This is a genomic window from Streptomyces asoensis, from assembly GCF_013085465.1.
GTDB classification, from domain to species: Bacteria; Actinomycetota; Actinomycetes; order Streptomycetales; family Streptomycetaceae; genus Streptomyces; species Streptomyces cacaoi_A.
On the sequence record NZ_CP049838.1, the window covers coordinates 5,905,337 to 5,919,118 of the forward strand.

13 protein-coding genes are annotated in these 13,782 nt (G+C 72.1%); 6 read left to right on the top strand and 7 right to left on the bottom strand.

From position 1 onward, the window contains the following. Positions 1 to 561 precede the first annotated feature (561 nt). The 4 genes from G9272_RS26460 (at position 562) to G9272_RS26475 (ending at position 5,219) form a co-directional block, all read left to right on the top strand. On the top strand, positions 562 to 1,572 hold the full coding sequence (locus G9272_RS26460) for a polyprenyl synthetase family protein (RefSeq protein ID WP_171398858.1): 1,011 nt from the start codon (positions 562 to 564) through the stop codon (positions 1,570 to 1,572). 315 nt (positions 1,573 to 1,887) lie between these two features. Further along, positions 1,888 to 3,144 (top strand): LolA family protein, encoded by a 1,257-nt coding sequence (locus G9272_RS26465; RefSeq protein WP_171398859.1) that lies wholly within the window; start codon positions 1,888 to 1,890, stop codon positions 3,142 to 3,144. A gap of 142 nt (positions 3,145 to 3,286) precedes the next feature. Next, positions 3,287 to 4,291, top strand: coding sequence for an ABC transporter ATP-binding protein (locus G9272_RS26470; RefSeq protein ID WP_253267954.1), 1,005 nt, complete (start codon positions 3,287 to 3,289; stop codon positions 4,289 to 4,291). Continuing rightward, positions 4,278 to 5,219, top strand: a complete 942-nt coding sequence (locus G9272_RS26475; protein WP_171398860.1) for an ABC transporter permease — start codon at positions 4,278 to 4,280, stop codon at positions 5,217 to 5,219. The genes G9272_RS26470 and G9272_RS26475 overlap by 14 nt, the downstream gene beginning before the upstream one ends. A 10-nt stretch (positions 5,220 to 5,229) precedes the next feature. Here the strand turns inward: G9272_RS26475 and G9272_RS26480 are convergent, their stop codons facing one another. The 3 genes from G9272_RS26480 to G9272_RS26490 all read right to left on the bottom strand — a co-directional run bounded on the left by G9272_RS26480 (position 5,230) and on the right by G9272_RS26490 (position 7,678). Beyond that, positions 5,230 to 5,817, bottom strand: a complete 588-nt coding sequence (locus tag G9272_RS26480) for a flavodoxin family protein (protein WP_171398861.1) — start codon at positions 5,815 to 5,817, stop codon at positions 5,230 to 5,232. Between the two features lie 117 nt (positions 5,818 to 5,934). Continuing rightward, complete coding sequence (locus tag G9272_RS26485; RefSeq protein ID WP_253267955.1) at positions 5,935 to 7,155, bottom strand: amidase family protein; 1,221 nt, start codon at positions 7,153 to 7,155, stop codon at positions 5,935 to 5,937. A gap of 19 nt (positions 7,156 to 7,174) precedes the next feature. Beyond that, a complete protein-coding gene (locus G9272_RS26490; protein WP_171398862.1) occupies positions 7,175 to 7,678 on the bottom strand; it encodes a DUF6668 family protein in 504 nt (167 codons plus the stop codon). Between the two features lie 215 nt (positions 7,679 to 7,893). Between G9272_RS26490 and G9272_RS26495 the strand changes: the two genes are divergently transcribed. Next, positions 7,894 to 9,435, top strand: coding sequence for a tetratricopeptide repeat protein (locus G9272_RS26495; protein ID WP_171398863.1), 1,542 nt, complete (start codon positions 7,894 to 7,896; stop codon positions 9,433 to 9,435). Positions 9,436 to 9,450: 15 nt separating this feature from the next. Here the strand turns inward: G9272_RS26495 and G9272_RS26500 are convergent, their stop codons facing one another. From G9272_RS26500 to G9272_RS26515, 4 genes are all read right to left on the bottom strand, one after another. Beyond that, positions 9,451 to 10,404, bottom strand: a complete 954-nt coding sequence (locus G9272_RS26500; RefSeq protein ID WP_171398864.1) for a M28 family metallopeptidase — start codon at positions 10,402 to 10,404, stop codon at positions 9,451 to 9,453. A 170-nt stretch (positions 10,405 to 10,574) separates the two neighbouring features. Then, on the bottom strand, positions 10,575 to 11,060 hold the full coding sequence (locus tag G9272_RS26505; RefSeq protein ID WP_171398865.1) for a VOC family protein: 486 nt from the start codon (positions 11,058 to 11,060) through the stop codon (positions 10,575 to 10,577). 73 nt (positions 11,061 to 11,133) lie between these two features. Continuing rightward, positions 11,134 to 12,279, bottom strand: coding sequence for an EamA family transporter RarD (rarD, locus tag G9272_RS26510; protein WP_171398866.1), 1,146 nt, complete (start codon positions 12,277 to 12,279; stop codon positions 11,134 to 11,136). Positions 12,280 to 12,419: 140 nt separating this feature from the next. Then, positions 12,420 to 13,274 (bottom strand): SDR family oxidoreductase, encoded by an 855-nt coding sequence (locus G9272_RS26515; protein ID WP_171398867.1) that lies wholly within the window; start codon positions 13,272 to 13,274, stop codon positions 12,420 to 12,422. A 107-nt stretch (positions 13,275 to 13,381) separates the two neighbouring features. Between G9272_RS26515 and G9272_RS26520 the strand changes: the two genes are divergently transcribed. Then, a complete protein-coding gene (locus G9272_RS26520; RefSeq protein WP_171402191.1) occupies positions 13,382 to 13,777 on the top strand; it encodes a winged helix-turn-helix transcriptional regulator in 396 nt (131 codons plus the stop codon). The last annotated feature ends 5 nt before the right edge of the window (positions 13,778 to 13,782 follow it).

The following is a 13,782-nucleotide window of genomic DNA, read 5'->3' on the forward strand; positions in this document are numbered from 1 at the left end:
GGTCTGTGACCTATGGGGTGCTTGATCCTTTGTGGGTGCAAACCTTCAACTTGCTTAAGGGGTGCGGAGAATCGGTGAATGGTGAGGTCGGATCGGATCTCCGTGGGGAGTGAGCCAACTCACCGGCGTTCACAAGAGTGGCGAATCGGGCATTAGGCCCAACTCATTGTTAAAGCACCAGCGATGGACCGTGGAGGGGAATCGCCCGCCGTCGCGCCCGACACGTCGCGGGGGAGGGTGAGGAGATTGCGTGATCGTCGTCACGTGGAGAGGGGGCGGGCGAGCTCGTCGGTCCGACGGGAGCCCCGGTCCGGGACATGAATCCGCGCTTCCCGGAAACTCTCTCCATGTCCGCTCATATGAGCTGATCAAAAACATATCGGGCGTGATCCGATAGCGCCTGGCCTGCGGGGCGCCTCCCGGGCGAGTCCATTCGAGCCCGCGGGACGTGGGGGCTATCGGTGATCGAAACGTGACCGGATACGCTGACTTGAGTGATGGCAGAGACCTATCGACAAACCGCGTAATCGCCAGTAGACACCAGCAGACAGGAGACCCCTCGTGACCGTCGTCGGGCCGTTCGGGCTGAGCGTGCGGGACCAGGCTCTGGAAGCCGATGTCCAGGCCGGATTGGCGGCTGTCGAGGAAGGCTTGCTCGAGGCCACCAAGAGTGCGGTCCCGTTCATCACGGAGGCCGCCCAGCACCTCGTACGCGCGGGCGGGAAGCGGTTCCGTCCGCTGCTCGTGGTGCTCGCGTCGCAGTTCGGGGACCCGTACGCGCCGGGTGTCGTGCCCTCGGCCGTCGTGGTGGAGCTGACCCACCTGGCCACGCTGTACCACGACGACGTGATGGACGAGGCGGCCGTGCGGCGCGGGGTGTCCAGCGCGAACACCCGCTGGGGGAACTCCGTCGCCGTCCTCACGGGTGACTTCCTCTTCGCGCGTGCCTCCCACATCCTGGCCGACCTCGGGCCGGAGGCGGTGCGGGTGCAGGCGGAGGCGTTCGAGCGGCTGGTCACCGGTCAGATCCTGGAGACCGCGGGGCCGACGGACGGGCGGGACCCGGTCGACCACTACCTCGACGTGCTCGGCGGCAAGACGGGCTCGCTGGTGGCGGTGGCCTGCCGGTTCGGGGCGATGATGTCCGGCGCCGACGAGACGGTCGTCGACGTGCTCACGCAGTACGGCGAGCGGCTCGGTGTCGCCTTCCAGCTGGCGGACGACGTCCTGGACATCGCCTCCGACTCGCACGAGTCGGGCAAGACACCGGGGACCGACCTGCGCGAGGGCGTTCCCACGCTGCCCGTGCTGCGGCTGCGGGAGCGGGCGGCGCGGCTGTCGCTGCCCGAGGACATCGCCCTGTGCGAGCTGCTGGACTCCGACCTGACCGACGACGCCCGGCACACCGAGGCGCTGGAGGCGCTCCGGGCCCACCCGGCGCTGGAGCAGGCCCGCCGGGACACCGTGCGGTACGCGAAGGAAGCGCGGTCCGCGCTGGCGCCGCTGCGGGAGTGCGACGCGAAGGCGGCGCTGATGGAACTCTGCGACGCGGTGGTCCACCGGGCGGGCTGACCCCAGGGACCGGACCCCAGGGACCGGACCCCAGGGACCGGACCCCAGGGACCGGACCCCAGGGACCGGACCCCAGGGACCGGACCCCAGGGACCGGACCCCTACGGGTCGGATGCCGCCTCGTCATCTTGGTGTCATACCGCAGGCGTACGTGGAGTTGAGCCCTCGGGCTGACGCTTCCCCGTGGCTGATTTGGTCAGATGGGAACCACGGAAAACACCACTCCTCACCGATTCGGGTGAGAATGGCGGCTCGGGGTGGGGACGTTCAGGCGTGAGATGACCAGCCGCCGCCGACGACGGAGGTAAGGCACACATGGCACCGAAGGCATCCGACGACACCACGACCGGCGCGGAGTCGACCGGCGCGGAAGCCGACGACCTGCGCCTCGGACGGCGCAAGGCCGCACGGTACATCGTCCCGGTCACCGTGATCGGTGTCGCGGCGGCGACGATCGGGCTGGTCCCGGCGCTCGCCGACTCCGGCGACCCCGACCTGCCGAAGATCACCGCACAGCAGCTCCTCGACAAGATCGCCGCCTCGGACGTGCAGCAGCTGTCCGGGACGGTGAAGATCAGCACCGATCTCGGGTTGCCCGACCTCGGCGGACTGGAGAGCGGGCTCCTCTCGGGGGCCACCCAGGGCGGCGACGGTTCGTCCGCCGACCCGTCCACCAAGCTCACCGAGCTCGCCGCCGGCACGCACACCCTGCGCGTCGCCGCCGACGGCCCGGACCGGCAGAAGCTCTCGCTGCTGGAGAACGCCGCCGAGTACAGCGTCATCCACAACGGCAAGGACGTGTGGGGGTACGACAGCGCCTCCAACGAGGTCTACCACTCGACCGCCGACGAGAGCTCCGGCAAGGGCTCCGGCAAGGCGGAGACCCCCGTCCCCGCCACGCCCAAGGAGCTCACCGAGGACGCTCTGAAGGCGGTCGACGACACGACCTCCGTGACCGTCGACGGCACCGTCCAGGTCGCCGGCCGTGACGCCTACAAGCTGCTGGTCAAGCCGAAGCAGTCCGGTTCCACGGTCGGCGCGATCAGTGTGGCCGTGGACGCGAAGACGGGCCTGCCGCTGAAGTTCACGCTGACCCCGGCGAGCGGTGGCGCCGCCGTCGTGGACGCGGGCTTCACCCAGGTCAGCTTCGCCAAACCCGCCGCGTCCACCTTCGACTTCACCGCCCCCAAGGGTGCGAAGGTCACCGAGGGCGACGAGGCCGGGGAGACCGCCCCCGGGCACTCGGACAAGTCCGACCTCGCGAAGGACCTCGAAGGCATCGAAGGAGCCGCGGGCACGGACGGCCTCGACGGACTCGACGTCCTCGGCGAGGGCTGGACGTCCGTCGCCGTCTTCGACACCGGCGGCGAGGGCGTGCCCTCGGGCGCGGAGGCGGGCGGCGACCTCGGTGGCTTCCTCGACTCCTTCGGCGACAAGGTGACCGGCAAGTTCGGCTCCGGCACCGTCTTCTCCACCCGCCTGATCAACGCCCTGATGACGGACGACGGCAAGGTCTACGTCGGCGCGGTCACCAAGGACGCCCTGGTGAAGGCGGCGAACGCGGCGAAGTAGGCCAAGCGGTCGAAGCGTGCGGCGTGGTCGAAGCGTGCGGAGTGGTCGAGTGGTGAAGTGATGAAGTGGTGGCGCGGGTGACGTAGGGCAGAGACCGGCCGCCACGGACACCGGAGGCCGGGAAGCCGGAGGGGGAAAGCCGATGGGGGAGTCAGTACGGCAGCCCGTGCGGGAGCCCGTGCAGGTGCCCGTGCGAGTGCCTGTGGACGACGACGCAGTCATCCACACCCGCGGCCTCACCAAGCGCTATCGCGGCGGACAGCTCGCCGTGGACGGCCTCGACCTGACCGTCCCGGCGGGCAGCGTCTTCGGCTTCCTCGGCCCCAACGGCTCCGGCAAGACCACCACCATCCGCATGCTGATGGGGCTCATCGATCCCACGGCCGGCTCGGCCCGCGTCCTGGGGCAACCCATGCCGCGGGCCGCGCGCGCCGTACTGCCCCACGTCGGGACCCTCATCGAGGGTCCCGCCCTCTACGGCTTCCTCTCCGGCCGCGACAACCTGCTCCGCTACGACGCCGCCGACCCGACCGCCGATCCGCGCACCCGGCGTGCGCGGGTCTCGGCGACGCTGGAGCGGGTGGGCCTCACGGCCGCCGCCGGCAAGAAGGCGAAGGCGTACTCCCTCGGCATGAAGCAGCGGCTGGGCCTCGCCGCCGCCCTTCTCCAGCCCCGTCGGCTGCTCGTCCTCGACGAGCCGACCAACGGCCTGGATCCGCAGGGCATGCGGGAGATCCGCTCGCTGATCCGGGAGCTGGCCGCGGAGGGCACGACCGTCTTCCTCTCCTCGCACCTGCTCGACGAGATCGAGCAGGTGTGCACGCACGCGGCGGTGATGGCACAGGGCCGGCTGCTCGTCCAGGGCCCGGTGGCCGACCTCGCCGCGGGGACACGCGGCCGACTGGTCGTGACGACGCCGGACCCGGCGGACGCGGCCCGGGTGCTGAAGGAGCAGGGGGCGGACGACGTGGTCCTCGGCGAGGACCGGGTGAGCGCCGAGGCCCCGCCCCCGGACCGTGATCTCGCCGACCTGAACGTCGCGCTGGTGACGGCGGGCGTCCGCGTCCGCGGTTTCGCCGTCGAGCGGGCCTCCCTGGAGGACGCGTTCGTGGCTCTCACGGGGGAGGGATTCGATGTCGCGGGCTGACACGGTGGACGACCGGAACCGGACGCCGGCACCGGCACCCGCACCGACGCAGGCACCGGCGCGGACGGCGAACTGGACCTGGACCTGGACCTTCGGGCTGCTCCGCAGCGAACTGCTGACCACCTTCCGGCGCTGGCGCACCCTCGCGCTGCTGGGCGTGCTGGCGGCCGTGCCGGTCCTGGTCGGGATCGCCGTGAAGATCGAGACGAGCGACGGCTCGTCCGGCGGACCCGGCGGGGGAGGGGGCGGTGGTGAGGGTCCGGCGTTCATCTCGCAGGTGACCAACAACGGCCTGTTCCTGGTCTTCACCGCGCTGGCCGTGACCCTGCCGTTCTTCCTGCCGATGGCGATCGGGGTCATCGCGGGCGACTCGATCGCCGGAGAGTCGAACGCGGGCACGCTCCGCTATCTGCTGGTCGCCCCGGCCGGCCGCACCCGCCTGCTGCTGGCCAAGTACGCGACCGTCATGATCTTCTGCCTGGTGGCCACGCTGGTGGTCGCGGTCTCGGCGCTGACGGTCGGGGCGCTGCTCTTCCCGCTGGGCGAGCTGACGACGATCTCCGGCACCCGGATCGGCTTCGGCGACGGGTTGCTGCGGGCACTGCTGATCGCCCTGGTCGTTGCCGCCTCCCTGACCGGCTTGGCGGCGCTCGGGCTGTTCGTCTCCACCCTCACCAGCAGCGGCATCGCGGCGATGGCGACGACTGTGGGCCTGCTGATCACGGTCCAGATCCTCGACCAGATCCCCCAACTGCACGCCCTGCACCCGTACTTCTTCTCACACCACTGGCTGTCCTTCGCCGACCTGATGCGCGAGCCGGTCTACTGGGACGACCTGGAGAAGAACCTCGGTCTCCAGGCCCTGTACGCGGCCGTCTTCGGCTCGGCGGCCTGGGCGCGCTTCACGACGAAGGACATCACGGCGTAGGCCGTATCGCTCAGTGGGTTTCGTACAGGAAGCGCGCCGCCGGCGTCTCCCCCGCGAAGAACGTCTTCGCGCGGGTCAGCGCCTCCGTGTCCCTGAGGACGTCACCGGGCTTGCTGCCGTTGCCGAGCAGTACCCCGCCGAAGAACATCCCCATGTACGCGGCCGAGTTGTTGAGCGTCCCGACGAGCGGATCGGCGACCACGGGCTGGTCGTCCGCGAGCGCGGTGACGCCCCAGAGGGTGCGCCCGGCGAGCGTCGCCTTGAAGTCGAGGCCGGGGGTGCGCAGCCAGCCCGACCAGTGGTCCAGGTAGCGCTTGGTCTGGGCGGAGACCGAGTACCAGTACAGCGGGGACGCGATCACGATGTCCGTCGCGGCGAGCGTGGCGTCGAGCAGCAGTGCCGTGTTGCCCTCGGTGGGACGGACGTGGTCGCTGTCGTGCCGCTGGTCCTCGAAGTCGGGCAGCGGGTGCCGGGCCAGGCTGATCCACGTCTGCTCGACGTCGGAGGGCAACTGCTCGGCGGCCGCGCGGGCCAGCGACTCGGTGTTGCCGTCCGGACGGCTGCTGCCCAGCACGAACAGGAAACTGCGGCGGGTCATGATCCATCCCCCAGGTAGTCGGCGTACGACGATAGTCTGCACCTGCATTATATGTGTGCGCAAGTATCAGGTAGGGGGAGAACGCGGCCGAGGGGTCGAGGGGCGAGGGGGCGAGGGCTAGGGGTCGAGGGGCGAGGGCCGGGGAGGCGTCGAGGCTTGAGCGGCTCGGGCGGCTGCCAGGAGCGCCGTCTCCCCGCCGTGTGCCGCGACCATGTGCAGCCCCACGGGACAGCCGTCCGCGCCGAGCCCCGCCGGGATGCTGATCGCCGGGTGCCCGCTCAGGTTGAACGCCCAGGTGAGCGCGGTCGAGTACCGGTCGCCCGGGCCCTCGTGACCGTGCGCGGGGTTCGGGGTCGTCGGGGTCAGCAGCAGGTCGGCGTGGGAGAAGAGGTCGGCCAGCAGACGGTCGTTGACCTGCCGGACGCGTTCGGCGGCGCGGAGGTCCGAGCCCGGGGTGCGCAGCGCGAGCCAGGCCGGTGCGGGGTCCGCCAGCCGCAGAGGCGCGTCGGAGGGCGGCAGCAGCCGTACGACACCCGCCTCGCCCAGGCGTCCGGCGGCGGCGCGGGCCAGGGCGAGCGGCTCCGGGTCGGGATCGGCGAAACCGAGGTCGGCGGAGAAGACGGCGACAGGCTGGGCGGGACCGGGACCGGGGGCGGGACCGGGGGCGGGGACGAGATCCGCCCCCGATGCCATGACCTGCCAGTACGCCTCGGCGTCCGCCGCGTGGTGTACGAGTACGCCGGGCGCCGCCAGCCCCGTACGGTCCCGGGAGGCCGGTGCCGCTCCCTGCTCGGGCGGCGTTCGGTGGTTCGTGGTCTTCAGGCCGATCACGCCGCACCACGCGGCCGGGATCCGCACCGAGCCCGCGCCGTCGCTGCCGGTCGCCAGAGGGACCAGGCCGGCGGCCACCGCCGCCGCGGACCCGGCCGAGGAGCCGCCCGGCGTGCGGTCGGCGCGCCAGGGGTTGACGGTCCGGCCATGGGCGCCGAGGCCCCAGGTCTGCCAGGGAGTGCCGGGTCCCGGTACGGCCGTCGCCCCGACCGGCACGCATCCGGCGGCGACCAGCGGGCCCGCCGCACGCAGCCCGTGACGCCCCTTCACGCCGATCGGCACCCCCGCCAGCGGCAGCCGTTCGCCCGCGGCCACCCGGGCGTCGACCTCACGCGCCCCCGCCCGCGCCCTCTCCTCCCACACCTCGGCGAAGGCGCACAGCGAACGGTCGACCCGCGCGATCCGTGCGAGCGCCTCGCCGACCACGTCCACGGCCGAGACCCGCCCCGCCCGCACGGCCGCGGCGATCTCCCCGGCCGGCGGCCACGCCAGGGGCCCGGACCTCACCCCGTCCTCCCGCGCCTGCTCAGCGTGCCCCGGTGAGCCGGGAGAGTGATTCCGTCTCGCGTGGCGGGGTCCCGCCCAGTTCGCCGAGGCGCCAGTTCGTCACCCACGGGACGCGGTACACGTCGACGACCGATTCGATCACCTTCACCCGCTGGACGAGCGGCCGGGGCAGCCGGCCCGGCGCGTCCGCGACGAGCACCACCGCGTCCAGGTCGAGCCCTCGCGGAGCCTCGCCGCGCCGGAAGACCTCCAGGGTCCGCAGGACGGAGTCCAGCCCGGCAGCATGCGTGCGGGCGACCAGCAACACGGACGAGGGATCGCCGGCGCCGGGCCACGCGCGTCCGCAGTCGTGGCCGCCGTAGACCGCGGCGAGCGTGGAGCCGCCGGCCCCGCCGTGCGTGGCGACCCAGGAGAAGCGCCGGGGCGCGGCGGTGGAGGCGTACGGCATCGGTACCGGATCCGGTGCGGCCACCGGCCCGCGGATCCAGATCTCCGGCCCTCGCTGCCCGTCCGTCGTCCCCATGACCCGTGTTCCTCCCAGTCGTCGCCGGCCCTCCGGGGCGCCCTGATCATGGTGGTCCCGGAGCTGCCCCGGGAGTGGGGCGTGGGTTCCTGGAACGAGGCTGTGACGTCGCGGTGACGCGCGGACCGGGAGCGCTCGGAGAGACTCAACACTACGTGTCCACGTACACGTACCTGGACGACCGGATCGTGACGACGCATCCGAGTGAGGAACCGATGTCTCGACTCAGCCGCGAGAAGAAGCGGGAACAGAAGTACGCCGGCCCCACGGCCGTCGTGGTGGCCCCGCTCGATGTCCATGTCCGCGGGGGTGGGACGGCGACGATAGGCGGCGTCCCGGTCGTGGCGGCCGACGGCGAGGAGATCCAGCGCGCCGTCCTGAGCCACCTCCACCGCATCGCCCTCGCCACCGGACATCCGGTCCTCGCCACGGTCCACGACGAACGCATCGGTTACGTCGTCGCCCTGCGCGTGGACCCGGACGGTTCCAGCCACTTCACGGCGGATCCCCTGCGGACGGCCGCGGCCGCGGCCCCGTCGGCGACGGCACGGAAGGAGGCGGCACCGGACACCCGGAGCACCGAGCCCACCGGCCCGCCCGCGCCCGTCGCCGCCCCGGCCGACCCGCCCGCGCCCGTCGCCGCCCCGGCCGACCCGCCCGCGCCCATCGACCCGCCCGCGCCCGTCGCATTCCCCGCGCCGGCCGACGCGCCGGTGTGCGCCGCCGTCCCCGCGCCCGCCGACGCGCCCGTGTCCGTCGACGACGAACCGTCCGTTCAGCCGCGACGAGACAAGGCCACGCACTTCCTGCGCCCGGTGTCCGAGCCGGTGCGGGACGCGACCCCGACGTTCCCGTTGCGCGCGGTGCCCGAGCCGGAAGCGGAGCGGGAAGCCCGGTCCGCGCCGGAGTCGGCACCCACGTACGCGGCGGGGGAGACCCCGGCTCCCGGCACGGTCACCGCCCCGACGGGTGTGTTCGGCCCGCCCCCGACGATGGACGAGCAGCCGAACCCGGACGCGACCCCGATCTCGACCCCGACCGCAGCCCGCACCTCGACCCTGACCCCGGTCCCCACCTCGGCCCCGATCCCGCTGCCGCTGCCGACGCCCGCCTCCGCCCCCACGCCCACCACCAAGTCAGGTTCCACTCCCACCCCGTTCCTCCCCGACGACCTCATCTCCGACTCGGCCGTCGACCTGAACCCGGACCCCAAGCCCACCCCCGCCCGGGGCTTCGACGCCGTCGCGGAGGCGGTGCTCGGGGACGACCCCCGTACCCTCCACGGCGACGGTGGCACCCCGGCCCTCCTCGCGGAACCGCTCGCGCGGATCAACGAGGCTGTGCGGGCGGGCCGTACGGACACCGCGGCCGCACTCGCGGAGCGGACCGTGCTGGAGGCGTCCGGAACGCTGGGACCGGAGCACCCCGAGGTGCTCCGGCTGCGTGAACTCACCGCCTACATCGCCTACTTGGCAGGCGACCCGGTGCGCTCCTTCCACACCTCCCTCGACCTGGCCCGCATCCACCGCCGGACCCGGGACGCGGAGGCCGCGTACGGCAACGTCCAGAGCGCGAAGACGGCCTGGCGTGCCGTACGCGACCCCTTGCAGGGATTGAACCTGGGGACCGAACTCCTCGGTCTGTGGACGGAGCTCACCACCGAGGAGGGGCCGGCCGCGGACGACGTCGAGGAACTGGAGTCGGCCCGCGCGCGCATGCTCCGGCTGGCCGAACGCGCCCGGAAGTCGGGCGCGTAGCGGCCACCCGGCCGATCAGGAGGACAGGGTCCAGACCGCGTACGCCAGCGCGTCCGCGTTGCGGTCCAGGGCCGTGTCGTTGATGTTGGCGGTGGTGTCGCAGGAGGAGTGGTAGCAGCGGTCGAAGGCCCGCCCGGCCGTGCCGCCCCACTTGGCCGCCTGCGCCGCCGTCTTGAGGTAGTCGGCGCCGCTGAACAGGCCGCCCACCGGTACGCCCGCGCTCTTGAAGGGGGCGTGGTCGGAGCGGCCGTCGCCCTCGGTCTCGATCTCCGTCGGGACGCCGAGGCCGGTGAAGTAGTCCTTGAAGGTCTTCTCGATGGCCGGGTCGTCGTCGTAGACGAAGTAGCCGGGGTTCGGCGAGCCGATCATGTCGAAGTTCAGGTAGCCGCTGATGCGGGCCCGGTTCGTTGCGGAGAGGTTGTTGACGTAGTACCGGGACCCGACCATGCCCAGCTCCTCCGCGCCCCACCAGGCGAACCGCAGGTGCTTGGTGGGCTGGTAACCGGCTCTGGACACGGCCAGTGCCGTCTCCAGGACGGCCGCCGAGCCGGAGCCGTTGTCGTTGATGCCGGCCCCCGCGGTCACGGAGTCCAGATGGGACCCGGCCATCAGCACCTGGCCGGTGTCGCCGCCGGGCCAGTCGGCGACGAGGTTGTAGCCGGTACGGCCGGAGGAGGTGAACTGCTGGATGGTGGTGGTGTATCCGGCGGCGTCCAGCTTGGCCTTCACGTAGTCGAGCGACGCCTTGTAGCCGGTGCGGCCGTGCGCCCGGTTGCCGCCGTTGGCGGTGGCGATGGACTGGAGCTGGGTCAGGTGGGCCTTGACGTTGGCCACCGGGATGTCGGGCGCGGCGGCGATCGCCCCGGGCTCGGGGGCGGGCGCCGCCCCGGCTATGGATCCGGTGGCGAGCAGGGTGACGGCCGCGACGACGGCGGTGACCGTCGCCCGCCCGGAAACGGGGAGCTTCATGGTGGGGGGCTCCGAATTCCAGCGGGACACCCGTGAGCGACCGTCGAGCACCTGGACGCCCACAGGTAATCCACAGTGAATGGGGTGACTGGATGGTGAAGCCGAGGCCAACACTCCGTCAAGAGCGCTATCCGGACAGCGGGTTCACATAGCGAAGCCCCTGGTGTCCCTCAGTGCACGCAGAACTCGTTGCCCTCCGGATCCGCCATGACCACCCACTGCCCGGACGGCTCCTTCACCTCTCCCAGCACGCTCGCCCCCAGCGCCGTCAGCCGTTCGACCTCCCCGGCGCGCAGCCCCGCACCGGGATGCAGATCGAGGTGGAGCCGGTTCTTCACGGTCTTCGCCTCCGGGACCCGCTGGAACAACAGCCGCCGCCCGAGCCCGGTCCCGCTGTCGGGGTCGTACGGGTCGTCGGGGTGGCGTACGGCGATCAGGTCCCGGAAGGCCGGGCGGCCGTGGAACTCCAGCGTCGCCGCCCCCGGCAGCGCGCCGAGCTCCAGCAGCCGCTCGATGAGCGCGCTGTTGTCCTCGACCTCGTAGTGCAGTGCGCCGGCCCAGAAATCGGCCTGCGCGTGCGGGTCGGCTGAGTCGACTACGAGCTTCCAGTGCACGGGCGTGGGCCCTGCCTCGGGTACTCCAGATGTCTCGGTCATGCAGCCACTTCTAGCAGGCCCGCACCGGGTCGGCCTCCCACGCGCCGAACTCCGTCGGGACGGTGTCGGCGGTCTACGGTTTGGCGAGGGGAGAGACCCCCGCCTCCGGAGCGGGGGCGCCGGAGACGGCGGGGACGCCAGAGGCGGCCGCGCCATCGGAGACGCCGGACGCGGCGGTGACGCCGGAGACTGCCGCGCTGCCGGGGACGCCGGATGCCACGCTCTCCGCCTCCCGAACGGCGCCGGTCGCGCCCGTCGCCCCGGTTGCCCCCGTCGCGCCAGGCACCGTGGACTTGCTCTCGGTGATCGCGGGGCCGAGCGTGCGGGCCGCCCGGCGTGAGGTGCGCAGCGCGTCGCCGGTGAGCAGCACCAGCGCCAGCCACACCAGCGCGAACCCGGCCCAGCGCTCGAGGGGCATGGCCTCGCCGAAGTAGAGGACGCCGAGCAGGAACTGGAAGACCGGCGCCAGGTACTGGAGCAGCCCCAGCGTGGACAGCGGCACGCGGATCGCCGCCGCGCCGAAGCAGACGAGGGGGAGCGCGGTGACGAGGCCGGTGGAGGCGAGCAGGACCGCGTGTCCGGTGCCCTCGGTCGCGAAGGTGAGGCCGCCGTGCGCGGACAGCCACAGCAGGTAGCCCAGCGCGGGCAGGAACTGGATGGCGGTCTCGGCGGCCAGCGACTCGACCCCGCCGAGGTTGACCTTCTTCTTCACCAGCCCGTAGGTGGCGAAGGAGAAGGCGAGGGTGAGGGAGATCCACGGCGGGCGGCCGTAGCCGATGGTCAGGACCAGCACCGCCGAGAAGCCGACGCCGACCGCCGCCCACTGCACGGGCCGCAGCCGTTCCTTGAGGATCAGTACCCCCATGGCGATGGTGACCAGCGGGTTGATGAAGTACCCGAGGGACGCCTCGACGACGTGGCCGCTGTTCACGGCCCAGATGTAGACGCCCCAGTTCACGGTGATGACGGCCGCGGCGATCACGACGAGCCCGAGCCGGCGCGGCTGCCGCAGCAGCTCACCGGCCCACGCCCAACGCCGTACGACGAGCAGCGCGACGGCGACGAAGGCGAGGGACCACACCATGCGATGGGCGAGGATCTCGGTCGCCCCGGCCGGCTTGAGCAGGGGCCAGAAGAGGGGGACCAGCCCCCACATCCCGTACGCCGCGAGACCGTTCAGCAGGCCTGTCCGGCCTTCACTCTTCGACGTCCCGGCCACGGGGCCCCTCCTTCTCACGTCAGGCATGCGTGGACGAAGGTAACGCCGAGCACCCCTGTCTGTCATGTCCGTATCGCCATACGGTCATGACAGGCAGGGGTGGCGTGGTGCGGGGCGGCGCGAGGGCCCTCGGGGGAGTGTCAGCCCTTGAGCGCGGCCGTGATCGCCTCGGCGAGCGGAGTGGTCGGGCGGCCCGCCAGCCGGGACAGGTCGCCGCTGGAGACGACCAGCTCGCCCTTCTCGATCGACGCGTCCACGCCGACCAGGATCGTCGCGAACATCTCGGGCAGGCCGGCGCCGGTCAGGATGCCGGTGAGCACCTCGCCGGGCACGGAGTTGTAGGCGATCTCCTTGCCGGTCTGCCTGCTCAGCTCGGCCGCGTACTCGGCGAAGCTCCACGCCTCGTCGCCGCCCAGCTCGTACGTCTTGTTCTCGTGGCCCTCGCCGGTCAGCACGGCGACGGCGGCGGCCGCGTAGTCGGCGCGGGAGGCGGAGGAGACCCGGCCCTCACCGGCGGCGGCGACGACGGCGTTGTGCTCCAGCACCGGGGCGAGCTGCTCGGTGTAGTTCTCGTGGTACCAGCCGTTGCGCAGCAGCGTGTACGGCAGGCCGGACGCGAGCAGCGCCTTCTCGGTGGCGCGGTGGTCGTCCGCCAGCGCCGCGCTCAGGCTGCCCGGCGCGCTGGTGTACGCGAGGAGCGCGACCCCGGCCGCCTTCGCGGCGTCGATCACGACCTGGTGCTGTGCCGGGCGGCCCTTGTCGAACTCGTTGCCCGATATCAGCAGCACCTTGTCGCCGGAGGCGAACAGGCTGCCGAAGGTCTCGGGGGCGTTGTAGTCGGCGACGGCGAGCCGTACGCCGCGGGCCGCGAAGTCGGCGGCCTTGGCCTCGTCGCGCACGACGGCCGTGATCTGCTCCGCCGGAACCTTCTCCAGCAACTGCTCCACGACGTGACGGCCGAGGTGTCCGGTGGCTCCGGTGACGACGATGCTCATGGCTCAGAACTCCTAGTGGGGGCTGCGGGTCTGCCACCGACCCTAGGAGAAGCACTAACCAAGCGAAAGTACCCACTTTGAAGTAAGGTACTGGCATGGCAGTAAGCATGCAGGTGGGAACGGCCGAAGCAGAAGGCATGTGTCCTCACCGACTCGTCCTCGAACATGTCACCAGCCGCTGGGGTGTCCTGGTGCTGATCGAGCTGCTCGACCGCTCGCACCGGTTCAGCGAGCTGCGCCGGGCGATCGGCGGGGTGGGCCGGCCGGTCAGCGAGAAGATGCTCACCCAGACCCTCCAGACCCTCGAACGCGACGGCCTGGTGCACCGCGACGCCAAGCCGGTCATCCCGCCGCGCGTCGACTACTCCCTGACCGACCTCGGCAGGGAGGCGGCCGAGCAGGTGCGCGCGCTCGCCCTGTGGACGCACACCCGGATGCCGGACGTGGAGCAGGCCCGCCGGACATACGACGAGGCCCGGGAACTCCGCTCCCGGGCCTCGTGAACCAC

What these genes read in the sequence shown, in the direction of transcription:
- G9272_RS26520 (WP_171402191.1), top strand. Translation starts at nt 13,382, where the DNA reads ATGCAGGTGGGAACGGCCGAAGCAGAAGGCATGTGTCCTCACCGACTC.
- G9272_RS26475 (WP_171398860.1), top strand. Translation starts at nt 4,278, where the DNA reads ATGTCGCGGGCTGACACGGTGGACGACCGGAACCGGACGCCGGCACCG.
- G9272_RS26500 (WP_171398864.1), bottom strand. Translation starts at nt 10,404, where the DNA reads ATGAAGCTCCCCGTTTCCGGGCGGGCGACGGTCACCGCCGTCGTCGCG.
- G9272_RS26505 (WP_171398865.1), bottom strand. Translation starts at nt 11,060, where the DNA reads ATGACCGAGACATCTGGAGTACCCGAGGCAGGGCCCACGCCCGTGCAC.
- G9272_RS26470 (WP_253267954.1), top strand. Translation starts at nt 3,287, where the DNA reads ATGGGGGAGTCAGTACGGCAGCCCGTGCGGGAGCCCGTGCAGGTGCCC.
- G9272_RS26480 (WP_171398861.1), bottom strand. Translation starts at nt 5,817, where the DNA reads ATGACCCGCCGCAGTTTCCTGTTCGTGCTGGGCAGCAGCCGTCCGGAC.
- G9272_RS26490 (WP_171398862.1), bottom strand. Translation starts at nt 7,678, where the DNA reads ATGGGGACGACGGACGGGCAGCGAGGGCCGGAGATCTGGATCCGCGGG.
- G9272_RS26465 (WP_171398859.1), top strand. Translation starts at nt 1,888, where the DNA reads ATGGCACCGAAGGCATCCGACGACACCACGACCGGCGCGGAGTCGACC.
- G9272_RS26515 (WP_171398867.1), bottom strand. Translation starts at nt 13,274, where the DNA reads ATGAGCATCGTCGTCACCGGAGCCACCGGACACCTCGGCCGTCACGTC.
- G9272_RS26495 (WP_171398863.1), top strand. Translation starts at nt 7,894, where the DNA reads ATGTCTCGACTCAGCCGCGAGAAGAAGCGGGAACAGAAGTACGCCGGC.